The 24,121-nt window shown below is 68.3% G+C and carries 28 protein-coding genes and 2 pseudogenes; 13 read left to right on the top strand and 17 right to left on the bottom strand.

The genetic code is table 11. From position 1 onward, the window contains the following. On the bottom strand, positions 1-553 hold a 553-nt coding region (locus tag NKF06_RS11825; RefSeq protein WP_342766459.1), incomplete at its 3' end, for an MFS transporter. 127 nt (positions 554-680) lie between these two features. Between NKF06_RS11825 and NKF06_RS11820 the strand changes: the two genes are divergently transcribed. Both NKF06_RS11820 and NKF06_RS11815 read left to right on the top strand, forming a co-directional pair. Beyond that, positions 681-2,273 carry a solute carrier family 23 protein gene (locus NKF06_RS11820; protein ID WP_253245495.1) on the top strand — a complete coding sequence of 531 codons (1,593 nt, stop codon included), beginning with the start codon at positions 681-683 and terminating at the stop codon, positions 2,271-2,273. Next, complete coding sequence (locus NKF06_RS11815) at positions 2,189-2,449, top strand: plastocyanin/azurin family copper-binding protein (RefSeq protein WP_253245494.1); 261 nt, start codon at positions 2,189-2,191, stop codon at positions 2,447-2,449. Before NKF06_RS11820 ends, NKF06_RS11815 begins: the two co-directional genes overlap by 85 nt. A gap of 238 nt (positions 2,450-2,687) precedes the next feature. On the opposite strand, the pseudogene NKF06_RS11810 reads toward NKF06_RS11815, so the two are convergent. Then, a pseudogene (locus NKF06_RS11810) lies at positions 2,688-3,897 on the bottom strand (mechanosensitive ion channel family protein). Positions 3,898-3,993: 96 nt separating this feature from the next. On the opposite strand from NKF06_RS11810, the pseudogene NKF06_RS11805 reads away from it, so the two are divergent. The 3 genes and pseudogenes from NKF06_RS11805 to NKF06_RS11795 all read left to right on the top strand — a co-directional run bounded on the left by NKF06_RS11805 (position 3,994) and on the right by NKF06_RS11795 (position 5,425). Then, positions 3,994-4,487 (top strand): annotated as a pseudogene (locus NKF06_RS11805) (metal-dependent hydrolase). Between the two features lie 77 nt (positions 4,488-4,564). Beyond that, positions 4,565-5,146, top strand: coding sequence for a peroxidase-related enzyme (locus NKF06_RS11800; RefSeq protein WP_253245493.1), 582 nt, complete (start codon positions 4,565-4,567; stop codon positions 5,144-5,146). A gap of 84 nt (positions 5,147-5,230) precedes the next feature. Then, positions 5,231-5,425, top strand: coding sequence for a cold shock domain-containing protein (locus NKF06_RS11795; protein ID WP_004967996.1), 195 nt, complete (start codon positions 5,231-5,233; stop codon positions 5,423-5,425). Positions 5,426-5,520: 95 nt separating this feature from the next. Here NKF06_RS11795 and NKF06_RS11790 read toward each other — a convergent pair whose 3' ends face one another. From NKF06_RS11790 to NKF06_RS11775, 4 genes are all read right to left on the bottom strand, one after another. Then, the gene (locus NKF06_RS11790; RefSeq protein ID WP_253245492.1) at positions 5,521-7,017 is read right to left on the bottom strand and encodes a cryptochrome/photolyase family protein; all 1,497 of its coding nucleotides are present in this window, start codon (positions 7,015-7,017) and stop codon (positions 5,521-5,523) included. A gap of 49 nt (positions 7,018-7,066) precedes the next feature. Beyond that, a complete protein-coding gene (locus NKF06_RS11785) occupies positions 7,067-7,861 on the bottom strand; it encodes a creatininase family protein (protein WP_058828792.1) in 795 nt (264 codons plus the stop codon). Positions 7,862-7,928: 67 nt separating this feature from the next. Beyond that, positions 7,929-9,536, bottom strand: a complete 1,608-nt coding sequence (locus tag NKF06_RS11780) for an AMP-binding protein (protein ID WP_253245491.1) — start codon at positions 9,534-9,536, stop codon at positions 7,929-7,931. Between the two features lie 63 nt (positions 9,537-9,599). After that, positions 9,600-10,721: a polymer-forming cytoskeletal protein gene (locus NKF06_RS11775; protein WP_253245490.1), complete on the bottom strand. Its 1,122-nt coding sequence runs from the start codon at positions 10,719-10,721 to the stop codon at positions 9,600-9,602. Positions 10,722-10,927: 206 nt separating this feature from the next. Between NKF06_RS11775 and NKF06_RS11770 the strand changes: the two genes are divergently transcribed. Both NKF06_RS11770 and NKF06_RS11765 read left to right on the top strand, forming a co-directional pair. Further along, positions 10,928-11,902, top strand: a complete 975-nt coding sequence (locus NKF06_RS11770) for an aldo/keto reductase (protein ID WP_253245489.1) — start codon at positions 10,928-10,930, stop codon at positions 11,900-11,902. Positions 11,903-11,945: 43 nt separating this feature from the next. Then, on the top strand, positions 11,946-12,440 hold the full coding sequence (locus NKF06_RS11765; protein WP_253245488.1) for a hypothetical protein: 495 nt from the start codon (positions 11,946-11,948) through the stop codon (positions 12,438-12,440). On the opposite strand, the gene NKF06_RS11760 is transcribed toward NKF06_RS11765, so the two are convergent. Genes NKF06_RS11760 through NKF06_RS11750 form a run of 3 tightly spaced genes read right to left on the bottom strand, consistent with a single transcriptional unit; the run spans position 12,416 to position 15,419 of the window. Beyond that, complete coding sequence (locus tag NKF06_RS11760) at positions 12,416-13,633, bottom strand: MFS transporter (RefSeq protein WP_253245487.1); 1,218 nt, start codon at positions 13,631-13,633, stop codon at positions 12,416-12,418. The two genes, NKF06_RS11765 and NKF06_RS11760, sit on opposite strands and share 25 nt — an antisense overlap. A gap of 56 nt (positions 13,634-13,689) precedes the next feature. Further along, the gene (locus NKF06_RS11755) at positions 13,690-14,751 is read right to left on the bottom strand and encodes an iron transporter (RefSeq protein WP_253245486.1); all 1,062 of its coding nucleotides are present in this window, start codon (positions 14,749-14,751) and stop codon (positions 13,690-13,692) included. Next, positions 14,748-15,419 (bottom strand): SCO family protein, encoded by a 672-nt coding sequence (locus tag NKF06_RS11750; protein WP_253245485.1) that lies wholly within the window; start codon positions 15,417-15,419, stop codon positions 14,748-14,750. The genes NKF06_RS11755 and NKF06_RS11750 overlap by 4 nt, the downstream gene beginning before the upstream one ends. A 145-nt stretch (positions 15,420-15,564) precedes the next feature. On the opposite strand from NKF06_RS11750, the gene NKF06_RS11745 reads away from it, so the two are divergent. Beyond that, positions 15,565-16,863 (top strand): twin-arginine translocation signal domain-containing protein, encoded by a 1,299-nt coding sequence (locus tag NKF06_RS11745; protein WP_253245484.1) that lies wholly within the window; start codon positions 15,565-15,567, stop codon positions 16,861-16,863. A 42-nt stretch (positions 16,864-16,905) separates the two neighbouring features. On the opposite strand, the gene NKF06_RS11740 is transcribed toward NKF06_RS11745, so the two are convergent. The 3 genes from NKF06_RS11740 to NKF06_RS11730 all read right to left on the bottom strand — a co-directional run bounded on the left by NKF06_RS11740 (position 16,906) and on the right by NKF06_RS11730 (position 18,990). After that, entirely contained in the window at positions 16,906-17,598 is a 693-nt protein-coding gene (locus tag NKF06_RS11740; RefSeq protein WP_253245483.1) for a cytochrome c biogenesis protein CcdA, read from the bottom strand. Continuing rightward, entirely contained in the window at positions 17,598-18,173 is a 576-nt protein-coding gene (locus NKF06_RS11735) for a TlpA disulfide reductase family protein (RefSeq protein ID WP_253245482.1), read from the bottom strand. The genes NKF06_RS11740 and NKF06_RS11735 overlap by 1 nt, the downstream gene beginning before the upstream one ends. A gap of 133 nt (positions 18,174-18,306) precedes the next feature. Next, positions 18,307-18,990: a DsbA family protein gene (locus NKF06_RS11730; RefSeq protein ID WP_253245481.1), complete on the bottom strand. Its 684-nt coding sequence runs from the start codon at positions 18,988-18,990 to the stop codon at positions 18,307-18,309. A 194-nt stretch (positions 18,991-19,184) separates the two neighbouring features. On the opposite strand from NKF06_RS11730, the gene NKF06_RS11725 reads away from it, so the two are divergent. Beyond that, a complete protein-coding gene (locus tag NKF06_RS11725; RefSeq protein ID WP_253245480.1) occupies positions 19,185-19,589 on the top strand; it encodes a 2Fe-2S iron-sulfur cluster-binding protein in 405 nt (134 codons plus the stop codon). A gap of 13 nt (positions 19,590-19,602) precedes the next feature. On the opposite strand, the gene NKF06_RS11720 is transcribed toward NKF06_RS11725, so the two are convergent. Further along, a complete protein-coding gene (locus NKF06_RS11720) occupies positions 19,603-20,178 on the bottom strand; it encodes an NUDIX domain-containing protein (protein WP_058827120.1) in 576 nt (191 codons plus the stop codon). Positions 20,179-20,339: 161 nt separating this feature from the next. Between NKF06_RS11720 and NKF06_RS11715 the strand changes: the two genes are divergently transcribed. Continuing rightward, positions 20,340-20,543: a DUF1918 domain-containing protein gene (locus NKF06_RS11715; RefSeq protein WP_253245479.1), complete on the top strand. Its 204-nt coding sequence runs from the start codon at positions 20,340-20,342 to the stop codon at positions 20,541-20,543. Positions 20,544-20,579: 36 nt separating this feature from the next. Next, on the top strand, positions 20,580-21,008 hold the full coding sequence (locus NKF06_RS11710) for an RNA-binding protein (RefSeq protein WP_004977322.1): 429 nt from the start codon (positions 20,580-20,582) through the stop codon (positions 21,006-21,008). Between the two features lie 41 nt (positions 21,009-21,049). Here NKF06_RS11710 and NKF06_RS11705 read toward each other — a convergent pair whose 3' ends face one another. Further along, entirely contained in the window at positions 21,050-21,613 is a 564-nt protein-coding gene (locus NKF06_RS11705) for a thioredoxin family protein (RefSeq protein ID WP_058827133.1), read from the bottom strand. A gap of 82 nt (positions 21,614-21,695) precedes the next feature. Beyond that, positions 21,696-22,121 (bottom strand): EamA family transporter, encoded by a 426-nt coding sequence (locus NKF06_RS11700; RefSeq protein WP_058827118.1) that lies wholly within the window; start codon positions 22,119-22,121, stop codon positions 21,696-21,698. Positions 22,122-22,318: 197 nt separating this feature from the next. On the opposite strand from NKF06_RS11700, the gene NKF06_RS11695 reads away from it, so the two are divergent. After that, positions 22,319-22,516, top strand: a complete 198-nt coding sequence (locus tag NKF06_RS11695; protein WP_253245478.1) for a hypothetical protein — start codon at positions 22,319-22,321, stop codon at positions 22,514-22,516. Between the two features lie 36 nt (positions 22,517-22,552). On the opposite strand, the gene NKF06_RS11690 is transcribed toward NKF06_RS11695, so the two are convergent. Beyond that, positions 22,553-22,999, bottom strand: coding sequence for an ester cyclase (locus tag NKF06_RS11690; protein ID WP_253245477.1), 447 nt, complete (start codon positions 22,997-22,999; stop codon positions 22,553-22,555). A gap of 149 nt (positions 23,000-23,148) precedes the next feature. Here NKF06_RS11690 and NKF06_RS11685 point away from each other — a divergent pair, with 149 nt between their 5' ends. Next, positions 23,149-23,301 carry a hypothetical protein gene (locus NKF06_RS11685; RefSeq protein WP_172795778.1) on the top strand — a complete coding sequence of 51 codons (153 nt, stop codon included), beginning with the start codon at positions 23,149-23,151 and terminating at the stop codon, positions 23,299-23,301. A 42-nt stretch (positions 23,302-23,343) separates the two neighbouring features. Here NKF06_RS11685 and NKF06_RS11680 read toward each other — a convergent pair. After that, positions 23,344-24,121: MFS transporter (locus NKF06_RS11680; RefSeq protein ID WP_253245476.1), on the bottom strand; the 778-nt coding region annotated here is incomplete at its 5' end.

The following is a 24,121-nucleotide window of genomic DNA, read 5'->3' as shown; positions in this document are numbered from 1 at the left end:
CGACCGCGGCCACGACGAGGAACCGCCGCTGGACCGCGAGCGCATCGAGGCCGAACAGCCGCGGGGCCAGCGCCGACCAGACCGCACCGACGACGAGGCCGCCGAGCCAGCCGTACCCCTGATAGTGGTTGAGGACGCCGAAGCGGCGGTCCCAGTCCTTCGAGGGAACGCCCTCGACGACGATGAGGTTCAACACCGGCGCGGCCGCGGCGACGACGAACCACAGCAGGGCGTTGGTGACGAGGACCGCGGCCGGCGACGACACGGTGGCCGTGAGAAAGAGCGCGCCGGCGGTCGCCACGAGCGCGACGAGGATGAAGGGTCGCCTGCGCTTCGCGCGGGCTGCCAGCCGGCCCCAGAGCACCGCGCCCGGCGCGCCGGCGAAGGCGGCGGTCGCGGCGATGAGGCCGACGAACAGCGCGTTCGCTCCTAGTTCGATGGCGTACAGCGGGACGACGAGCGACGACGCGCCCACCGCGGCATAGCCCAGCGCCCAGCCGAACAGCCATCGGTCGCGGTTCCCCGACTTCGAACGCCCGTGTCGTTCGGTCACGCGTCACGAATGAATCCGGTGAAACAAAGTCGTTACTCCCCGAACGCGCGCGAAGAGCAGGACATATATAGTCTGAACAAAATCCTCGGACAACCATGCTCGGGAGCGAACCACCACACGCGGGGGGATGGTCGTGACGGACGACTCCTCTCCCTCCTCGTTCGTGCAGTACGGTATCGACGACAAACCACCCCTTCCAACCGCTCTCCTTCTCGGCGCCCAACACTACCTCACCATGGTGGGCGCGAACATCGCCGTCCCCCTCATCCTCGCCGGAGCCCTCGGCATGCCCGCCGACGTGGTGCCGCGGTTCGTCGGGACGTTCTTCGTCGTCTCGGGCATCGCGACGCTGATGCAGACGACGTTCGGGAACCGCTACCCCATCGTGCAGGGCGCGCCCTTCTCGATGCTCGCGCCGGCGCTCGCCGTCATCGGCGTGGCGACGGCGACCGACCAGTCGGGCGTCGCGTGGCAGAGCGCGCTCCTGCAACTGCAGGGCGCGATTATCGTCGCGGCCGTCGTCGAGGTGTTCGTCGGCTACTTCGGCCTGCTCGGACGCCTCCGGAAGTTCATCTCGCCGGTCGTCATCGCGCCGACCATCGCGCTCATCGGGCTGTCGCTTTTCAACGCCCCGCAGGTCGCGTCGGCGACCAACAACTGGTGGCTCCTCGGGCTGACGCTCGCGCTCATCGTCCTGTTCTCGCAGTACCTCGACACCGCGCACCCGGCGTTCAAGCTGTTCCCGGTGCTGCTCGGCGTCATCGTCTCGTACGTCGTCGCCGCCGGCCTCTCGGTCACGGGCGTCATCGCCCCCGGCGCGGCGGGCTACGTGAACCTCCAGACGGTCATCGAGGCCCCGGCGCTCATGCCCATCTACCCCCTGCAGTGGGGCTTCGCGGGCGGCGCGGGGACGACGACCGTCGCGCTTCCCGTCGTGGGCTCGGTCGCCTTCGGCATCCCGCAGTTTACGACTTCGTTCATCATCGGGATGCTCGCCGGCGTCGCGGCCTCGATGGTCGAGTCCTTCGGCGACTACCACGCCGTCGCCCGGCTCTCGGGCGTCGGCGCGCCCTCCGAGCGCCGCATCAACCACGGCATCGGCATGGAGGGCCTGATGAACGTCTTTTCGGCCGTCATGGGCGGCAGCGGCTCGACCTCCTACTCCGAGAACATCGGCGCGATCGGCCTCACGGGCGTGGCCTCCCGATACGTCGTGCAGGTCGGTGCCGTCGTGATGCTCGTCATGGGCTTCGTCGGCTACTTCGGCCAGCTCATCGCGACGATTCCCGACCCCATCGTCGGCGGCCTCTACGTCGCCATGTTCGGCCAAATCGTCGCCGTCGGCCTCTCGAACCTGAAGTACGTCGACCTCGACTCCTCCCGGAACGTGTTCATCGTCGGCGTCGCCATGTTCGCCGGCCTCGCCGTTCCCGCCTACATGGGCAACGTCGGGAGCGCGGCGGCGTTCCGCGAGGGGATGCGACAGGTCGCGCTCGTCGGGCCCGTCCTCGGAACCCAACTCGTCGCCGACACCGTCTTCGTCATCGGTTCGACCGGCATGGCCGTCGGCGGGCTCATCGCCTTCTTCTTCGACAACACCATCTCGGGCACCCGCGCCGAACGCGGCCTCGAAGAGTGGGAAGACACCGTCGAAGACGACGGCGACTTCGAGTCGGCGCTGGACCGCTTCCGCGGCGACGAGTCGGCGACGGCCGACTGAAGCGAGCGCCGCGGGTCCTTTTTGTCCCGCGTGAAATCGGGATCTCTGCGATAATCAGGCAGGTCTACTCTGGTCAGTCCTACGTCCACAGCTTCGAGACGGCCGGCGAGCACGCGTACTACTGCGTGCCCCACGAGGCCGCGGGCATGACGGGCACTATCGTCGTCGAAGAGTAGAATCGTCGTCGAGGAGCACACTCAGCTCTCGTCGCGGCCGGTCCGCCCGAGCGCGACGAGCACGAGGTAGCCGACGAACCCGGCGACGAACAGCAAGGCCGGAATCGCGAAGGGGCCGAACGTCTCGATGAGCCCGTCCACGGGACCGAGTTGGAGCATATCCGAGCCACGGCCGCGCCGCGGTTAACGTTCCCGGCGAGGTCGCTCCGGAGCGTCCACAGTAGGGGACTCCGGGCGCTCACTCGTCGTAGGCGCTGTCGTCGTTCATCCGACTTCGCGTCCGCGTCCGCGACTTCGTCGGCCATCCCCTCGCCGGTCGCCTCTCGGGCGCGAGCGGGGTGCCGGACACCGCCGTTCGAGAGCCCGGTCGCGGGCGACTGCCGGGTCGCCTCGGCGTCGGCCGAGTGGACGTGCACGTCCCGCTGGGGGAACGGAATCCCGATGGCCGCGTCGTTCAGGCGCTTGTATATCTCACGGTTGAGGTTGTGCGTCGCCTTCCCGCGCTTGAGTGGACTGTTGACCCAACAGACGAGTTCGTACTCTAGCGCGTCGGGGCCGAACCGGCGGAACCGCGGCCGCGGGCGGGGGCTGTCGAGTACCAGCGGCTCGTCGAGGGCGATATCGGTCAGGAGTTCTTCGAGTTCGTCCACGTCGGTGCCGTAGGCGACGCCGACCGGGACTTTCAATCGACGGCGGCGGTTCGGCGCGGACTCGTTGATGATTTTCGCGGCGTTGAGCACCGAGTTCGGCACCGTCACGAGCAGTTCGTCGCGGGTGAGAAGCGTGGTCGAGCGGATGCCGACCTTGACGACGGTGCCCGCCTCGCCGGAGTCGAGGACGACGTAGTCGCCGATTTTGTAGGTGTCGTCGAAGTACAGCGCGATGCCGCCGAAGAAGTTGGCGACGGTGTCCTTGGCGGCGAAGCCGACGGCGATGCCCGCGATGCCCGCGCCGGCGAAAAGCGGCGTGATTTCGATGCCCCAGATGTACAGCAGCGCGCCGATGGTGCCGACCGAGACGACGATGGTCCAGACGTTCGAGAAGACGGGCGCGAAGTCGTAGCGACTGCCCTTGTCTTTGACCGCCTCGACGAGGCGGTTGACGAGACGGTTGAGCGCCCACGCCCAGACGACGATGCCGACGGACAGCGACGGCAGGCCGAAGAAGTCGTTGAGGACGCCCTCCTCGACGACGAGCGCCTCGGCGACCGCGGGGGCTCTGGAGAACAAGAAGATTCCGGTCAACGAGACCGTGACGACGATTGGCCACCGAAGCTCTTGGACGACGATGTTGTCGAGCGACGTCTCGGTTCGGCTGGTGTACTGAAACAGGAGGCGGATGACCACCTTCTCCATGACGAACGCCCCGCCGACCGAGATGAGAAGCACGAGGGCCGTCACCTCAAGCGCCGACAGGCCCGAGAGAAACGACGAGAGGTGTTGGCTCATGCGACGAAAGTCGCGGCCACCGGGGATAACGATTGCTCCCCTGACGGTCGCGGAGGCCGAAAGGTTTTGTTCGCCGCGGGCGCGAGGGCACACCAGATGTACCGATTCGGTCACTGGGGCGTCTCGCTCCTCGTGTTCGCCCCGCTCGGCTTCGCGCTCGTGCAGGCCGGCCGCCCCGAACTCGCCTTCGTCGCCGGCGCGGCGATGTGCTGGCTGGCGATGCTCCCCGACTACGACATGCGCGTCCCCGGTATCTCCCACCGCGGGCCGACCCACACCGTCCTCTTCGCCGTCCTCGTCGGCGGTGTCGGCGGCGGCGGCGCGTACCTCCTCGCCAACAACGCGGGCCAACCGGAGGCCGCGGCACGACGCTCGGCGCGTTCGGCTTCGCCGTGGGCGCGCTCACCATCCTCGCGCACCTGTTGGCCGACGTGCTCACGCCGGCCGGCATCCGCCCCCTGTGGCCGCTTTCGTCCCGGAAGTTCACCCTCTCGCTGTGGACCGCGGACAACACCGTCGCCAACTACGGCCTGTTCGCCGTCGGCGTGTTCGCCGTGGCCGCGGCGGCGTACCTCTCGGTCGCGCTCTGAGCGCCCCTGTAGTCGGGGCGGCGAGCACCCCTCGAACCTGAGGAATCGTTAAGGTCTATCCGAGAGACCGGAGACGCATGGACGACGACGCCATGCGCCGCTTCCCGGTGCCCGACCGCGACGACCTCTCGGCGGACCTGCGCGAGCGCATCGACGACGAGACCGAGCGCGCCGGTTTCACGCCGAACGTCTTCGCCGCGTTCGCGTACAAGCCCTCGCACTTCCGGCCCTTTTTCGAGTACCACGACGCCCTCGTCGAGGACACCGACCTCGAACGCCACGAGGTGGAGATGATAATCGTGGCCGTCTCCGGCGTCAACCACTGTTACTACTGCAACGTCGCCCACGGCGCGCTGGTCCGCATCTACGCGAAAGACCCGCTGCTCGCGGACCAACTGGTCGCCAACTACCGCACCGCCGACATCCCCGAGAAGCACAAGACGATGCTCGACGTGGCGGTCAAACTCACCGAGTCGCCCGCAGAGGTCGGCGAGGACGACCTGCAGCGACTCCGCGACGCCGGCTTCTCCGAGGAGGCGGTCTGGGACATCGGCGCGGTCACGGCCTTCTTCAATCTCAGCAACCGCATGGCGATGTTCGCGGATATGCGACCGAACGAGGAGTTCCACACGCTCGGCCGAGAGCCGCGCGACGACTGACTCGTGAGAGAGTAAACAGTACCACGGTCATTGGTAACAACCGGCGGAATCCTTATGCCGCCAACCGGCGAGTTTCGACACGCAATGGCGAAAGGTAAGGTTGCATTCTTCAAGTCCTCCGGCGGCTACGGCTTCATCGAGACCGAAGACCACGACGACGACGTGTTCTTCCACATGGAGGACATCGGCGGCCCCGACCTCGAAGAGGGCCAAGAAGTGGAGTTCGACATCGAGCAGGCCGACAAGGGCCCGCGCGCGGTCAACGTCACGCGACTCTGAGTCCGGCGCGTTCCGGCCGACGGCGACTCGACAGCGAACAGCGTTCTGCATTATCACCCGCCGAGCCGCGGCACTCGCGGTCCGAAGTTCTCGCCTCAGAGCGTCCCCGCCCGCCCCATCCGCCGAATCTCGTCGGCCCGCGCCCGGATGGCCTCCCACTCCTCGTCGTCCTTCCGGTCAACGTGGGAGTACATCAGCCCCATCCGGCCCGTCCCTCGGAGGCGTTCTTCGTTCTCCTTCAGGAAGTCCCAGTAGAGCGCGTTGAACGGGCAGGCGTTCTCGCCGGTCGTCTTCGACACCGCGTAGGGACACGACGAGCAGTAGTCTGACATCTTGTTCACGTAGTTCCCCGACGAGGCGTAGGGCTTCGACGAGAGCACGTCGGTGGCGAACGACCCCATGGCGACCACGTTCGGGGTCGTCACCCAGTGGAACGCGTCGACGAAGCCGAGGTGGAACCACCGGTCGAGTTCCGCCGGGTCGACCCCGTAGACGAGCGCGAAGTTCGAAAGCACCATCAGGCGCTCGATGTGGTGGGCGTAGCCGCGGTCGCGGACGTGACCCACGGCCTCCGAGAGACAGCGCATGTCCGTCTCGCCGGTCCAGTACGCCTCCGGAAGCGGTTCGGTCTGGTCGAGTTGGTTCGCCTCGGCCAACTCGGGCATCGACCGCCGGTAGACGTGCCGGACGAACTCCCGCCAGCCGAGGACCTGCCGGACGAACCCCTCGGCGCTGTTGAGCGGGGCGTCACCCGCCTCGTAGGCCTCTTCGACCGCTTCGATCGCCTCGCGTGGGTGGAGCAGTCCCAGGTTGATGGCCGCCGACAGCAGGGAGTGACAGAGCGCCCACTCGCCGTCGACCATCGCGTCCTGATACGGACCGAACTCGGGGAGGCGGACCTCGACGAAGTGCGACAGCGCCTGTCTCGCCGCCTCGCGCGTCACCGGCCAGACGAACGGCTCGGGCGACCCCCACGCGTCGGGGTAGCGCTCGCCGACGAACTCGATGACCTCGCGCGTCGTCTCGTCCGGGTCGAACCGCGGCGCTTCGGGCGGCGTCCACCCCTCCGGCGGCGTCTCTCGATTCTGGTCGTCGTAGTTCCACTCGCCGCCGACGGGGTCGTCGCCGTCCATCAAGACGCCCGTCGCCCGGCGGGCGTGTCGGTACCAGTGTTCCTGTCGGTAGGTGTCGGCGTCGCCGGCCCAGTCGTCGAAGTCGGCGGGCGTCGTGAGAAACAGGTCGTTCTCGACGAGCGTGAGCGACCCGCCGCGGGCGGCGACGAGTTCCCGAAGCCGCTCTCCCGCTCCGTGGCTCGGCGGGTCCATCACGACGAGACCGTCGCCGGGCGCGGCGTCGAAGTAGCGGTCGAGCCCCTCGCCGAACGTCTCGGCTTCGACGTACGTCACCTCGTAGCCGCGGTCGCGGAGGTCGTCGCGGAAGTGCCGCATCGCCGAGAAGACGAGCGCGAGCTTCTGGGGGTGGTACGGCAGCCGGTCGCCGAAGGCGTGCGCCTCTATCATCAGCACGCGGTCGTCGGACTGGAGCGGCGCGGCCGACGGGTCGAGTTGGTCGCCGAGGACCCAGACGGTCATAGGCGTCCCTTCGGCGGTGGAGAAAAGAGCGTGTCGGCCAGTCGATGGGTCAGCGACGCGACCCCGGCTGGGGGTCGACGTGCGCGGGCGCGAGCAGGTCCTCAATCGGCTGGTCGTCGAGCCACGACAGCAGGTGGACGAGCTGGTCGGTCGCGGCCTCGAACAGCTCCTCGCCGGCCTCGGGCGACGCGTCGGTCTGGTCGCCGAAGACGCCGTTTTCGGAGTTCTCGATGGCGTCGTAGAACGTCCGCGCGCCGTGTTCGCGGAGGTGGTCGTCGCTCAGGTCCACGACGCCGCCGTCGCGGGCCGAGTCGAGTTCGCCCTCGCGGACGAGGTCGCGGGCGATGTGCATAATCATCGAGGTCTCCTTCGGTCCGCCGTGGGGTCCGGGGTGGTCGAACAGGTCGGTCACGAGGTCCGGAATCGACTCGTCCCACATCCACTCGATGGCGTACATGGTACCGTCGTCGCGGAGGCGGCGGCCGACCTCCCGGAGGTGCTGGACGTTGCCGCCGTGGGCGTTGACGAACACGACCCGGTCGATACCGTGGTACGCGAGGTTGCGCGTCATCGACTCCACGTAGTCGCGGAACTGCGGCGGGTCCACCCACATCGTCCCGTGGAACTGGCGGTGGTGGGGGCTGACGCCGACGTTGACGGTCGGCGTGCAGAGGTACCCCGTCCGGTCGGCCGCCTCGCGGGCCAACGCCTCCGCGATGAGGTGGTCTGTGGCGAGCGGGAGGTGCGGGCCGTGCTGTTCCGTCGAGCCGAGGGGGACGACCGCGAGCGACGATTCGGCCACGTAGTCGCCGAGTTCGGGCCACGTCTGGTCCGCGATGTACATGGGCGTCACCAAGCGACGACGCCTAAAGAAAGGTGACAAAGGGGAAATGGGTTCCCCGGGAGACGCGTCAGTCCTGCTCTTGTGACCGCAGTTCGATGCGCCGAATCTTCCCCGAGGAGGTCTTCGGCAGTTCCGCGACGAACTCGATTTCGCGCGGGTACTTGTACGGGGCCGTCTGCGCTTTCATGAACGACTGGAGTTCGTCGACGAGGCCGTCGGAGCCCTCGTAGCCGTCGGTGAGGACGACGAACGCCTTGACGATGCTGCCGCGTTCCTCGTGGGGGCTGGCGACCGCGGCGGCCTCGGCGACCGCCTCGTGGGAGACGAGCGCGTCTTCGACCTCGAAGGGGCCGATGCGGTAGCCCGCCGAGATGATGATGTCGTCGGCGCGCCCCTCGAAGAAGAAGTAGCCGTCCTCGTCGCGGGAGGCGAGGTCGCCGGTCCGGTAGTAGTCGCCCGAGAACGTCTGTTCGTCGAGGTTCGGCTTCTCGTAGTAGCCGTCGAAGATACCGGGACAGCCGACCGGGACGGCGATTTCGCCGATTTCGTCGACGCCGACCTCCGCCTCGTTCTCGTCGATGATGGTCGTGCCGAGTCCGGGCGTCGGCTTGCCCATGCTGCCGGGTTTCACGTCGATGCCGGGGTAGTTCGTGAGGAGCGCCACCGTCTCGGTCTGGCCGTAGCCGTCTCTCGGGATGACGCCGAACGCCTCGCGGAACGCCTCGATTGGCTCGCGGTTGAGCGGTTCGCCCGCCGACAGCGCCTCTTTCAGTCGCAGGTCGTACGAGCCGAGGTCGCGCTGGGCGAACATCCGGTACTGGGTCGGGACGGCACAGAGGCGGGTGACGCCCTCCTCCTCCATGATGTCGAGGAACGTGTCCGGTTCGAAGTCGCCGCGGTAGACGAACTGGGTCGCGCCGGTCGTCAGACCGACGCCGACGGGGCTCCAGAACCACTTGGCCCAGCCGGTTCCAGTTGTCGCCCAGAGCAGTTCGTCGGAGAGGTCGTCGTCGGCCGTGACGCCCCACCAGTAGGGGGCGTTGACGAGTTCGAAACACCGCATCCAGCGGTGGCGGTGGCGGACCGGCTTGGGCTGGCCGGTCGTCCCCGACGTGTAGTTGATGGACATCGGGTCTTCGGCCCGGAGGTCGGGGGCGTCGTGGTCGGTGGACTCGTCGGCGACGAGCTCGGAAAACGAGGCCCAGCCGTCGGCGTCGCCGCCGAGGACGACGAAGTTCGAAAGCGGCGTCTCGTCTCGCACCTCGTCGACCATGCCGACGAGCGACTCGTGGACGACGGCGGTCGTCGCCTCGCAGTCGTTCGCGCGGAACGCGATGTCCTTGGGCTTGAGCATCGACGAACTGGGGACGAGGAGCGCGCCGCGCTTGAGCGCGCCGAGTTGGACGGCGAACACGTCGGGGTCGCGGGGGAGGAGGTGGATGAGCCGGTCGCCCTTCCCGACGCCCATGGATTCGAGCGCGTTGGCGAAGCGATTCATGTCGTCGCGGAGGTCGCCGTAGGTCCGCTCCTCGCGGCCGTCGTCGGCGTCGCGGAACTTCAGGGCGACGCGGTCGCCGAAGGCGTCGGCGTGCGATTCGATGACCGCGGGGATGTTGTAGTCCTCGGGGATGTCCCACTCGAACGATTCCAACTCGGCCGCGTACTCGACTGCCATGGCTCGACAGACAGAACAGACCATAATAATTGTTCGTCCGGGTTGTGCGAGAGCGCCGCGCCGTCAGGCCATCGGCGAGCCTTCTTGTGGCCCTTCGTCGGGCGCGCTCACGCTCTCGTCGCCGTCGTCGCCGGACTCCCCGCGGAGTGCAAGCGCGAACGCGCCGAGCCCGACGAGGAGGACGACGAACTCGAGGACACCCCCGAGGGGGACGAAGTCGAGCACGGCGAGGACGAACAGGCCGGCGAACAGCGCGGCCCAGCGGTTGTCGTAGTCCGCGAGCGACAGGAGCCACGTCCCGAGGACGAGCGCGCCGTAGATGCCCGCGACCCAGAGGACGAGCAGGAAGCCGACCCCGCCGGCCAGCGAGAGCGGGATGCCCACGATGGTCAACAGCAGGAGCAGCAGGACGATGGGCACCGCGACGATAGCGAGGAGGCCGACGCCGCCGCTCCGCACGGCTTTCTTCGTCCCGAGGCCCGTCACGCGGCGGGCGAAGTCGGGAGCGACGAGGACGATAATCGCGCCGAGGACGAAGTTGGCGAGCAGCCAGTAGCCCGAGACCACCCAGCCGGGGATGACCGGGGCTTCGAACTGGCCGAACTGGAACGGCGCGCCGGCGACGACGGGACTGGCGACCACGAGGCCGTCGACCTGTCGCACGCCGCCGTCGACGACGGCCGCGGAGTCGACAGTCGCGGTCGCCGCGTCGTATTCGAGCGAGCCGCCGACCCGAGCGGTCGGGCCGACCGCGAGTTCTTCCGCACCGACGCGGACGTTCCCGGCGACCGCGCCATCGAGTTGAACGGTGCCGCCCGCGGCGTCTAACGACCCGTCGATTTTGGCGGTGTCGCGAACGAACACCGCGCCGCCCGCGAGGCTCACGTCGCCGTTGACGGTCCCCTCGATAGTGACGGAGCCCGCGACCCCGTCGAGGTTACCGTTGATGACGCCCGTCTCCGTCACGAGGACGGTACCGGACGTCGCCGACACGTCGCCGGTTACCGTCCCGGCGATGACGACCGTGCCGCCGACCGCGTCGAGGTCGCCGTCAACGGTTTCGCCTTCGCCGACGACGACGGCCCCGCCGGCCGCCGGCCCTTGTTGTGCGGCCGCGACGCCCGCGAGCGACCCCACCACGAGGAGACTCAGGAGGACCGCGACCAGTTGTTTCGTTGTGAACATCGGAATCACCGAGGCTACGCCTCGGATGAATGATACGACTCCAGAGAGCATAAACCGAGAGAGACGGTTTCAAACCCCGGGAAACGGCCGATTCGGGTGAATTTCCCGCGCCGCTGACCGGTCCCGCGACCGCTCCTGTGCTACCCGTTCCCCGCCGCGGCTACCGCTTGGTCCATCTTTTTGCCGACTCGCGGGGATGTTCGCACATGGAGTACACGACGCTCGGAGACACCGGCATGGAGGTCTCCCGCATCTGTCTCGGCTGTATGAGCTTCGGCACGCCGGAGTGGCGCGAGTGGGTCTTAGAGGAGGAGGCGGGCCTCGAACTGGTCGACCGCGCCATCGAACTCGGTATCAACTTCTTCGACACCGCGAACATGTACTCGAACGGCGAGTCCGAGCGCGTCCTCGGGAAGGCGCTGGAGGGCCGACGCGACGAGGCCGTCGTCGCCTCGAAGGTGTACTTCCAGATGGACGAGGACGACCCGAACTCCGGCGGCCTCTCGCGGAAGGCCATCGAGCAGGAACTCGACAACTCGCTTTCCCGCCTCGGGATGGACAGCCTCGACCTGCTCCAGATTCACCGCTACGATTACGACACGCCCATCGAGACGACGATGCGCGCGCTCGACGACGCGGTTCGCCGCGGCAAGACCCGCTACATCGGCGCGTCGTCGATGTGGGCCCATCAGTTCGCGGAGGCGCAGTACACCGCCGACTCGCTCGGGCTGGACCGCTTCGCTACGATGCAGAACCACTACAACCTGCTCTACCGCGAGGAGGAACGCGAGATGCTCCCCCTCTGCGAGACGCAGGGCGTCGGCGTCATGCCGTGGTCGCCGCTCGCCCGCGGCTACCTCACCCGGCCCCACGAGGAGTTCGAGGCGACGACCCGCGGCCGGACCGACGAGCACGCCAAGGGTCACCCGTACTTCGAGGGCGGCGGCCGCGAGGTGAACGAGCGCGTCGAGGAACTCGCCGACGAGAAGGGCGTCAAGATGGCGCAACTCGCCCTCTCGTGGGTGCTCCACAAGGACTGGGTGGACGCGCCCATCGTCGGCACGACCAGTGTCGAACACCTCGAAGACGCGGTCGAGGCCCTCGACATCAAGCTCTCGGACTCCGACATCGACTACCTCGAAGAACCCTACCAGCCGGTCCGCGTTTCCGGGCACGACTAAGGCCAAGGGAAACAGCCTTGAGCGCCCGCCGAGAGAGTCGGCCGTGTACGGGACACTCGCTCGAATCGCCCGCGACGAGCCGGAAACGGCGATTCTCGGCGTCGAGTCGCTCCTCGCGACCGGCGTCCTCCTCGGCGTCGCGCTGACGCTCGCCTCGCCGCTCGCGTCAGCGCTCCCGCTCGCCCGTTCGGGATTCGCGCTCGCGGCCGCCGCGACGTTGCTTCTCACGGTCGTCTCGCTTCTGGCGGTGTCGCGTCGAATCGCCCTTCTTCTCACCGGCCGCGGCGGCCTGCGAATCGAGACGTTCTGGCGGCTTCTCGAACTGCTGCTCGCGTTCCTCGTCGCCGGTATCGTCGCGTTCGCGGTCCAACTCGGCGAGTTCGCGGCGACTGTCCCCGACCCGCGGGGCGGCGGCGTCTTCGTCGGCCTGTTCTTGGCGTTCGTCCTCGCGGGCGTCGGCCTCGCCGTGGTCGTCTGTCTCCGCGGGATGTGGCTCGTCGTGAACGCCGAACTTCAGTCGGCGCTCGACGGCGTCTGAGCCGCGTCGATGCCGTCGATCCGCTTCACCGCTCGGAGCGCGACGACGGCGATGGCGACCTCGGCGAAGCCGACGACGAGGAACGACGGGAGGTAGCCGACCGCGTCGGCGACGACGCCGCCGATGAGGAAGCCCGCGAGAAAGCCGAGACTCCCGAAGACGTTGAAGCCGCCGAGGGCCGCCCCGCGCTCGCCCGGCTCGGCGAGGTCGGTCACGAGCGCCATCGTCGCGGGCGCGACGAGCGCGCCGAAGACGCCGACGACAACCATCAGGCCGGCCGCGAGTTCGAAGGCGGGGGCGAGCCCGACGGCGATGATGGCCACCCCGTAGAGCATCGAGCCCGCGACGACGGGGACGAACCGGCCGATGCGGTCGGACAGCGAGCCGAGGGGGTACTGCAGGAGCGCGAAGGGGACGAAAAAGAGCGCGAGCACCCCGCCCGCGATTGCGGCGTTCACCCCGAACACCTCGCGGAAGTAGTACACTCCGACGAGGGCGAAGAAGCCGGCGGTCATGCGGTCGATGAAGCCGAAGGCGTACGGGACCGCGAACGCCGGGCGCGCGGCCAGTTTCTTGAGGACGACGCCGACGCCGACGCGGGTCGAGTCGGGCGTCCGGTCGGTGACGGTCGTGACGAGCAGCGCGACGGCGGTGAGCGACGCGGCGGACGCGTACAGCGGTGCGAGTGGGTCAATAGTCGTGAGTTGGCCGCCGACGACCGAGCCGAGCGCCGCGCCGAGGCCGATGGCGATGCCTGCCGCGCCCATGTTCCGGCCGTTGCCTCCCGAGAGGTCCGCGAGCATCGTAATCGACAGCGAGAACGCGCCGATGGTCATCGCGCCGCCGACGAGGCGGACAGCGAGGACCGCGCCGAACGTCGCGTCGAGCCACGGGACCGTGGCGAGCGCGATGAGTGCGACATAGCTGGCCGCGCCCCCGAGCGCGCCCGCGACGATGAGCCACGTCCGTCGGCCGAGCGTGTCCGAGAGCGCGCCCCAGACGCTGGAGAAGGCGACGAACGAGGCGAACTCGGCGACGAGAAACAGCATTCCAGCCGAGAGGTCGTACTCCCCCTGCCCGCCGCCGAGGGCGCTCACGAGGTCGGAGACGCCCGGATAGAGGAGCACCTGCGAGACGAGGACCCCCCAGACGGCGAGGGCGAGTGTCGCGCGTTCGCGGCGCGTCGAGTCCATACGGGGTCGGTCGGCCCGGACGAAAATAGCCCTGTCCTTGTTCGATTCGGTTGCCGTTACCCGAGACGAACGGGGTCGAATTCGAGGAAGGCCGTCTCGTAGCCCTCGTGACGGGCGACCTGCGGCGGCACGTCAACCGTGAGGTCCGCGGTCGCATCGTCGCCGGCGAGCCCCGGAACCGACGCGCCGTAGTGGAAGCCGAGGTCGGCGTCGAGGCCGGGTTCGAGTCGGCCGTCGAAGCGGGTCGCGCCGCCAGACGCGACGACCGCGGTGAGTCCCAGCCGCGGGACGAAAAGCCGGTTGTATGGCGTCTGCGGGGAGACGGCGAGGTACGGGTCGTCACCGAAGCGCTCGGCATTGAGGACGGTGCCGACGAGCCGGAGGCTCCCCGTCGTCGCCTCGCCGAGCGCCGTCCCCGGAAGCGTCCCGGGCGCGCGACCGAGCGGGATTGTGTCCATCTCCATCGGCTTGACCGCGCCGAGGTCGCCCTGCTGGTCGTCGAGCATCGTGTACGGGATGTCGTCGCGGTCGCGGCTACTGTACTCGAAGTCGAGCGTCGCGGTCGCGGGCGACTCGAACCGGCCGGTGAGGTCGCCGAACAGGTGCAGAGAGGGCGCGCCCACGTCCACCGTCAACTCGTAGCTCCCGTCGCCGTCGAGGCCGAAGTTCGAGCCGTAGTGAAAACCCATCCGCTGGGAGAGCATCGCGTAGACGACCTCCTCGCTCACGAGGTCGCCGTCGCGGGCGATTTCGAGCGAGAGGCCGGTGTCGGGGACGACGACGCCCGTCTCGGCGTCCCAGACGGCGGCCATGAGATGCACGTCGTCGCCGGCCCCGACCGACAGTTTCGACGTGCCGAAGCCGTCGCCCTCGTCGGACATCACCCAGAACCGGTGGGGATAGCTGTAGAAGACGCCCACCCGGAGGTCGCCGGCGTCCGCGCTCCCGACCATGCGCATCCCCTCGGTGTGAGTCGGGACGTACACCTCGTCGGGGCGGTTCGAGACGACCGGCGGTTCGTTCGAGGTGTAGAGCCGACCGAGTTCGGCGAGACAGCCGGAGAGACCCGCGGCCGCGACGGTCCCGCTCGCCGCGAGGAAGCGACGCCGACTCGTCATGCCTCCCGGAGCGCGGTGAGGTCGTCGATGAGCGTCTGTTCGTCCGGTTGGTTGCCGCGGTAGGTCCGCTCGACGTAGCCGTCGCCGTTGACGAGCGAGACGAGGCCGAGGTGAGTGAACATGTAGTTGCCCTCGTCGTTCGGCTCGTTCTTCTGGAAGAAGACGCCGAACTGGTCTTCGACGACCGACTTCGCCTCGGCCTCGTCGGCGGGGCGGAGGAAGTGCCAGTTGCCCGCGTCCATGTCCACGTTCATCTGGTCGGCCTCCGTGCGGAAGGCGGCGGCGTCGTCGCGGGCGGGGTCGAACGTGATGGGGTAGAACGACACCTCGTCGGCGTAGCCCTCGCTGACCGAGTGAATCTGCACCTCGCGGAGCGCGCTGATGAGGACCGGACAGACGGTCCTGCAGTTGGTGAAAAAGTACGTGTGGAAGTGCGGCCCGTCGATGTCGCGGACCGACACCTCGCTTCCCGCGATGGGGTCCGAAAGCGTCACGTCGGGGACCTGCTGACCCCACGCCGGGTAGGGCAGGTCCTCGCTGGACACGTCGTTGTCGCGGTCGGGCTTCGACAGCGACACGTTCGGATTGGCGTCGCCGCCACCGAGACAGCCCGCGAGACCGAGCGCCGCGCCCGCCCCGGCGGCGCGGAGATACGTGCGTCGTTTCATTACCCTCGCTAACGGGCCGGTACTCAAATGCCGTTTGGTGTGCGTTTCGAACGCCAGCGCGCGTGTTCTCGTTCCGCACGACCGCGGCGAAATCTTCGACGCACACACCAGAACGGACTTCCCCGCGAGGTCCCTAGCCGGGCGTATGTTCGACGGGTCTCCGTCCCGCCGGGAGTTCCTGAAGGCCGCGGTCGCCGTCGGCGGCGCGGCGGCGCTCTCCGCCTGCCTCGACAGGGCACCGGACGACCCCGTCCCGGCGGGAACCGACGCGTTCGAGACGCTCCCGAGTCGGCAGCACGCGTGGAACGAGTTCTGCCGGGAAGACGACCACGGCAACGTCGAGATGCCCCGCCATCACGTGCTTCTCTATCTCGACCTCGACGGTGAGGGGTCGCCCGACGAGGCCGACCGCGAGACCGTCGAGAACGCCTTCCGCGTCCTCGACCGCGCCTACGAGCGGAGCCACGAGGGCGTCATCTGGTCGGTCGCCTACTCGCCGCGATACTTCGACCGCTTCGACGACCCGCTTCCCGACAGCGTCGACCTGCCCGAACCGCGGGCGCTGTCGCCCTTCGAGACCCCCGAGTTCGACCGACAGGACGCGCTCGTCCACCTCGCGTCCGACCGCGCCGACGTGGTCCTCGAAGCCGAGCAGGCGCTTCTCGGCGAGGTAGACGAGGCCAACGGCGTCGCCGTCGACGCCGACCTCTCGGGCGTCTTCTCAGTAGACTCCCGGCGGACGGGCTTCGTCGGGGCCGGACTCCCGGCAGAGCATCAGTCCGACCTGAACGGCATCCCCGACGGGAATCCCGTCCCCGAAGCGTCGCCGCTGTTCATGGGGTTCAAAGCCGGCTTCGCGAAGAATCAGGCCACCGAGGAGTACGTCACCATCGACGAGGGACCGTTTGCGGGCGCGACCACGAAGCACGTGGCGAACGTCCGCCAGCGCCTCTCGGACTGGTACGACGAGGAAGACCGCTACCACCGGGTCATGAAGTTGTTTTCGCCCGCCCACGCCGAGCAGGACCTCGTCGAAGGCGTCGGCGACAACCTCGGCGACGACAGCGGTATCGACGCGATGCTCGACCGCCTCCGCGACGACGCCTTCGAGTTCGGGCACGTCGGCCACGCCCAGAAGGCCGCCCGCGCCAACCGCGACGACGAGGGCAACGTCAGACTCCTCCGCAGACACTTCGAGTCGGCCGACGACGGCGTGGCGAGCCTGCACTTCCCGTCGCTCCAGCGCGGCATCTCGGCGTTCGAGGAGGTTCGCGAGGCGATGAACGGCACCGACCTGACCGACGTGCCGACCGTCCGCCAGCGCGTCAACAACGGGATTTTAGAGTACATCTTCGTCAAGCGCCGCGGCAACTTCCTCGTGCCGCCGCGAGAGATTCGGTCGCTGCCGACGCCGACCGGCGAGGCACCGGGGCTATACGGCTGAGTCGGCCGCCGAATCCGGGTAACTGCCCTGCTGACTGCGCCCTCAGACGTATCCCAAGAACGACAGCGCCAGCCAAATCTGCCAGAGGCCGGCGAGTACCATCACGACCGCGGCGGCTTTCTGGACCGAGCCAACGTAGCCCGACAGCGACCGGATTCGGTCACCACCGAGCGCGGCCGCAACAGTCACGACCGCGAGCGGGAGCGCCGCGGCCGCGGCGTAGGCCCCCAGCGAGACGACCGCCTGCGCGGTCGGAAGCGCCAGCGACTGGGTGACGACACCGAGGAAAATCGGGACGACACAGCCGGCGGCGGCGAGGCCGTACACCCCGCCGAAGACGGCGAAGCCGGTCACGGACGACCGGTACTCCGGGAGGACGACGTGGAGGCTCGGCGCGCGACCGGTGAACATGAGGACGCCGAAGCCCACGAGCGCCGCGCCGACGAGCGGTTCGAGGAGCGCGAGATGCGAGGCGATTCGGCCGCCGACGACCGCGAGCGCGCTCCCGATAGCGCCGAGGACGAGCAGGGCGGCGAGCGACGCGACCGCCCCGCGGACGGCCACGCCGCCGAGGTCGGCCTCTTCGCGGGAGAGATAGTAGCCGACGTAGCCCGGGAGAAGCGGGTAGGCGCAGGGCGCGAAGAAGGTGGCGACGCCCGCGCTGACGGCGAACGCGAGCGTGCCGGCGAACGCGGAATCGAACCCCAGCACGGGACCGAGACCGAACCCGGGCATCAGGCGACGTCCTCGACGGCGGCGCGGAGGTTCTCCTCGCTGGCGAGGCCGCGGTGCGTCCACGCTATCGACCCATCGGCGTCGAAGACGACGAGGTACGGGAGACCGTTCGCGCGGACCGCGCGCATCAGGTTACTGTCGGGGTCGTGGCCGACCGTCCAGTTCCCGTCGTGTTCGGCCCACCAGTCGCGGATGTCGTCCATCGTGAGGCCGCCGCCGAGGCGCTCGTTCGTCACCGAGACGAACGCCATGTCGTCGCCGAACTCCTCGTGGAGCGTTCGAAGCGACTCCATCTGGGCGACGCAGGGCGCACACCACGTCGCGAAGAGGTCGAGGACAGTCGGCGTCCCTTCCGCGGGGATTTGTGCCTCGCCCGCCGACGACCCCTGTGCCTCGACGGTGTCGACGACGAGCGGGAGGTCGCCGGAGTCGGGCGACGCGTTCGCGGTGGTGGTTCCGGCGGCCGTCTCGTTCGTGTCACCCCCCTCTGCGGGCGTCGCCCCGTCGCCGAGACAGCCCGCGACACCGGCGACGCTCGCGCCCGCGAGAACCGAGAGAAGAGCGCGTCGTCTCATCGGGCGTCACCTCGGCTGGGTCGGCGGGACTGTCGCGTCGCGTGCATGGTCGTGAGTAGTGAATCTCGCCCTAAAGCATCGCTGGTGTCGTGCGCGAATCCCGCGCGAGAGGTGGTGTGGGCGTCGAATCCGATTACCGGGCGTTCTCGACGGCGCTCTGGAGGTCGGACCATCGCGGGGGGACCTGCTCGCCGTTGACGAACACGGTCGGTGTGGCCTGGAGCCCGCGTTCGTCGACGGCCTCGGTTCGCTCGGCCTCGACGAGGGGACGGTAGCGCTCCCGGGAGGCGGCCGCGGCGACAGAACAGCCGTCGAGGTCGGCGTCGTTCGCGAGCGACTGGAGCGTCGACAGCGAGCCCTCGGCGTCGCCGCCGCTGAACTCCGACTGGTTCTCGTAGAGCGTGTGGGCGAAGTCGAAGAACGTCTCGTCGTCGGCCTCGTCCTGAGCGGCGCGGGCCGCCGAAGCGCCCTTCCACGACCACCAGTCGTCGACCGGAATCGGGAAGTCGTGGTGGCGGTAGCGGACGACTCCCTCCGAGACGTACTCGGACCGGAGTTGCGGAGCGACCTCGACCGCGAAGGTCGCGCAGTGGGGACAGGCGAAGTCCTCCCAGACGTCGACGACGACGCTCGCGTCCTCGGACCCGATGACGGGTGTGGGGAGGGAGCTGACCGTGTCGCGCTCGGGAACCTCGCAACCGATAGCGGCGATAGCGTCGTCGCCGGAACCGCCGCTTCCGCCGCCGAGACAGCCGGCGGTGCCCAGCGTCAGCGCACCCGCCGTGGCGGCGAGGTACGCGCGTCGTGTGTTTCGCATGGTCCGGGGTCGGGGACGGACGAACTTAGATTCTCCGAGGCGAATTGCGGGATTTCGGAGGCTCTTGCCGCTTTTCGTGGTTCGATTCGGGAACTGCGGCGACGCGGCGGTCGATGGTTGCCGACCCCTTGCCGCCCCTTTCCTGTCGCCGCTCGAACGACACCGCTTAACCCTCGCGTGGCGTCACCCGACACGTGCCAACCGTCCACTTTCGCGGCCGGGAAATCGAGTGCGACCGCGGGGACGTGCTCCGCGACGTGCTTCGAGCGGCCGGCGAACCGCCGCACAACGGTCACTCATCGTGGTTCAACTGCCGCGGCGGCGGCTCGTGCGGTACCTGCGCCGTCCGGATTCGCGGCCCCGTGACCTACCGGACCAAAAAGGAGCGCCGCCGACTCCGGTTCCCGCCGCACGACCCCGACTCGGGGCTCCGACTGGCGTGCCAAACGGTCGTCCTCGGCGACCTCTGGGTGGAGAAGTACCCCGGGTTCTGGGGCCAACACGTCGAGGGCGACGGTGACGAAGCGGAGGACGCGAAGGACGCGGAAGACGTGCAAGACGTGCAAGACACGCAAGACACGCAAGAACCGACCGGCTGAACCGGCGTCCCGGTCAGTCGCCGGCGACGTGGTCGTACCACGACAGCAGGTCGTCGCGGTCGCGGGTGTCCGCCGGGAGCTCCGAGACGCGGAACCACCGCGCGGCCGAGATTTCTTCGTCGGGGTCGTTCACGCTGAGTTCCGCGGCCTCGTCGGCGCGGGCGCGGTAGACGGGCATCACGCCCCACGTCTGGTGGCCGTCGCACCGGATGTCGACGCGGGTGGCCATCGCGAGGCCGCCGTAGTCGGCGGTGATGCCGGCCTCCTCGGCGAGTTCGCGGCGGGCGGCCTCGGTGAACCCTTCGTCGCCGTCGACGCCGCCGCCGGGGAGGACCCAGAGGTCGACGCCCTCGTGGCGGACGAGCAGTATCTCGTCGTCGCGGCGGCGGACGACGGTGTGGACGCCGTAGGGCGTCCCCGTGGACTTCACTCTGGAGGCGAGCGTCCGAAACCGCGGGCGGGAGACGCGGCGGGTGTGGACCGGTTCGAGGTAGTCGGCGTCGGCGTGGCTCCGGCGCAGGCGGTGGTAGGCCTGCTCGGCGCGCTGTCGCGCCTCGTCGGCGAGGAACCACAGGTCGTCGACCGTCATCGGCGCGCGTCCGGCGGTCGATGTGCGAGCGGGCGACTCGGCATAGCTCACGGTTCGGCGCGACTCCACAAATCGGCTTCGACACGCGCCGTCGCGAGGTGGAGCCGGCGACTTCGCGGCCAATCATCGCCCTTTTATCCGGTGACGCGGAACCTGTGCGTATGAGCTTCGAGAAAGACGACAAGGTCGTTCTGCACGACAAGCACAGCGAGTTCGACGGCGAGACCGGCACGGTCACGCAGGTCATCGAGAGCATGTTCGGCGAGCCGACCTACACCATCAGCTTCGACGAGGGCCAGGAGGTCGGCATCGCGCAGGACCAGCTCGAAGCGGCCGACGACGACGACGAAGCCGACGAAGAGTAATCGACTGACGACCGACCGACGCCTCCCTGACCCACTATGCCACGCGTTCCGTTCCACTACATCGACCTCCGGACGTTCTGCTACGAGACGGAAGACGAAAAACGGGTCGAGGAGGCGCTTCGGACGTTCCTCCCCGACGAGTTCGACGTCGACCGCGTCGAGAGCACCGGCCACCACGGCGACCGCATCATCGTCTTCTCCGCGCGCGTCGAGCGCGCCAACGACGTGCGGCACGTCCTCGCCAAGATTCGTGACCTCCCCGACTTCGAGACGCTGCTGGACGAACTCGACCAGCGCGTCACGGACAACACGGAGTTCTTCCTGCGGCTGGACAAACAGGCCGCATTCAAGGGCGAGGCCCGCCGCGGCGGGGGGCTCACCCTCCGCGCGAAAGTCGAGGCCTACCCGGCGAAGAAAGAAGCCGCGGTGGAGAACGCCCGCGAAGCCCTCCTCGGCGACGAGTAGGGCCGCAAGCCAGTCGTTCAAGCGGTTCCGAGTGCGCTATTTTACTGGTCTTTCCACTTGATGGAACAGCCCTGCGAGGGGGACTCCTCGACGGGGATGTCGTCGCCGGCGAGGAGTGCCTCTACGGCCGTGCGCATCTCGTAGTCGGAAACTTCGTCGTCGGGGCTCATCGCGTCGTCGATGCGGGAGTGGAACGCGAGTTCGAAGCCGTCGCCGGTGTTCTCGAAGAGGAACGGGTCGGGCGTACAGACCGCGCCGTACTCGGCGGCGACCGCCTGCGACTCGTCGCGGAGGTAGGCGGTGTACCCAATCGTGCCGTCCTCGACGAGTTCCTGCATCTTCTCGAAGGAGTCTTCGGGGCGGTCCTCGGCGTCGTTGGGGTTGATGCCGACGACCGCGAGGTCGTCGTAGGCGCTCGCGAGGTGGTTCAGTTCCTCGAACTTCGCCTTCGCGTACGGACAGTGGTTGCAGGTGAAGACGAGGAGGAGCGCGTCGTAGTCGGCGAACGACGAGAGGGAGTACGTCTCGCCGTCGGTGCCGGGGAGTTCGAAGTCGGGGGCGGCGTCGCCGCGTTCGAGTTCGGAGTCGGATTCCAGGAGTACCATGTCGGCGCGTTGGCCCGCGAGCATGAAAAGCGGTTGGCCCGCGGCAGTTCCGCGTCGCCTTCGGCGGCTCCGAGATGACTGCTCAGTCGATGGAGACGAGGGCGATTGCGAGGACGGCGAAGGCGATACCGGCCACCTTGCGAACCGTCAGCGGCTCGCCGAGCGCGACGATGCCGACGACCGACGAAATCGCGAGGAACATCCCGAAGATGGGGGCGACGATGGAGACGGGGCCGAGCGCGAGCGCCCGGTAGTACGAGAGGATGCCGACCGCGAGACAGGCGCCGGCGGCGAGGACGTAGGGGAGTTTCGAACTCACGACCGAGTCCGTGACGCTCTGCCCGGAGACGACGATGACCCCGACGGTTCCCACGACCAGCACGGTGTTGGCGACCAGCGCGGCCACGTCGCTCGGAATCTTCCCCTGTCCCGTCGTCGCCACTTTCATCAGCGGCGCGACGAGGGAGTAGGCCCCGAGCGCGACGACCGCCCACGAGATGTAGTTCACGGATAGAATGCGGCCCCGAGTCGTGTATAGGGTTACGATTCGGGGTCGAAACCGCGTGAGCAAGCGGCGGCAACACGAGGACGGAGTCGGGTAACTCAGTTTAGAATCAAGTATAAAAAACGAGTTCGAGTAGACGATGTATACCATATGTGCTCCAGGTGCGAATTTTTATCAAGTATTATCGCATAATAGTGTGTATGTCTCAGGAAGTACAACCCTCAGTCATCGCGCACACGTGGGACGACCCGACTCGGTGTCCGTTCTGTCTCGACGAACTGGAGAGCGCAGGAGAGGGATTCATGGACCACCTCGAAGAGAGCCCCATCTGTCAACAGGGGTTCGGGATGTGGCGCGACGCGGTCGCCGACGACGTTCGCGGCGAGTGGTCCGGATAGCGACCAAAAACGGTTGTTTTCCGCAACTCGGTCGGTTCACTCGGGAGCGATGCCGAGTTGCGACAGCATGGTCATGATGTCGGTGCTGTTCCACTCTTCGACGCACAGCCCGCCCTCGTAGCGCGCCTGCACGATACCCCACGTGTCCATCTTGCGGTGGGTCGCGGGGATGTCGCCGCGAGCGCTTCGGAGCGTTCCGTCGTGAGTGCCGGTCAGGCGATACCGGGCGTACACGCTGTCGTCTCGCGCCGACACGTCGAACAGTTCCACGTGGAAGTCGGAGAAGGCGTCGTGGTACCGCCGCGCCCACTCCTCGACCGCATCGGTCCCGATGATGCCGTCGGGGTCAGAGAAGGCGTGGACCTCGACCAGCGGGTCGTACTCCTCTCTGATGACCTCGTACTCGCGTTTGTTCCACAGTTCGTCCGCCACGCGCATGAACGAGTCTCGGTGCTGTTGTTCTTTCTCGGATGTTGCTGCCATTTCCACCACCGTTCGGAGAGATGCGCGACGCCCGCTTAGTTATGAATTGTTGTCATCATGAACGTGTCCGAAGAAGGGAATCAGGATTCGGGCTTCCGTGACCGACAAGTGTCAATGGATTTAAATTTATAGGGGCGGAATCGTGGGGCATGTCCGCTGCAGTCTCACCGATTTCGGTGTTCGTTCCGGCGCTCGTCTTCGGCGGCGCGGGGTTCGCGTTTCTGGGGCCGTTCGGTGCCGGGTTCGGCGCGGTCGTCGGCATCGCGCTCGGGGTGCTCGTGGGTCGAGGAGACGAGTTCTGAGCGCGAAGCATCGGGGCGACCGGGAGCGTGAACGCGCCGTCGTCAGTCGCTCGGGGCGGCCTGCGGCCGCCGCGCCGACCCGTCGACCCGGCCGAGGAGCCACCGGGTCAACCCGAACGAGAGCAGGCCGAGGACCGCCACGACGCCGAAGGTGACGTGCACGCCGGCGAGGTCGATGAGCGCACCGAACGCCGGGGGCGCGACGGCCCCGCCGAGCGAGATGCCGATGGTGACGACGGCGAAGTTCTTGCCGAGGTCGGCGCGCTCCGAGAGGCGGTCCGCGAGGGTCGACCGCGCCGGCCGAGAGACGCTGATAGTCCCGCTGAAGGGGAGAATCAACACGACGAGCGCGAGCGGGAGCGACCCGCTCGCCAGGAGCGCCGCCAGTCCGGCGAGCGCGGCGTAGCCGCCGAGGGCGACGGTACCGGGGCCGACGCGGTCGGTGAGCGCGCCGCCGACGAGAATCGTCCCCGCGCCGACGACGAGCATCCCCGAGACGAGGAGGTTCGCCGTTCCCGGCGCGATGTCGTAGCCGGCGGTGAGCAGTTGCGGCGAGTACGTGCGGATGCACCACGCGGCCGCCGAGGTGAGAAACGAGAGGAGCGCGAGGCCCATCAGCCCCGCCGACGAGAGGAGTGCCGACGCGCCCCGCCGAACGCCCGCGAGCGTGGGGCGAGACGACGGGCGGTCCTCCGCCGCCGGCTTCTTGATTCGCTCGGGGAAGCCGCGGGCGACCGGGAGCGCGACGAGCGCGAACGCCGCGCCGAAGACGGCGATGGCCGCGACGGTCCAGCGCCAGCCGAACCCGAGCGCGCCGACG

Origin of the sequence: Haloferax sp. AB510, from assembly GCF_024136985.1 — an archaeon.
Lineage (GTDB): Archaea > Halobacteriota > Halobacteria > Halobacteriales > Haloferacaceae > Haloferax.
This window is presented reverse-complemented; position numbering and strand designations above follow the sequence as displayed.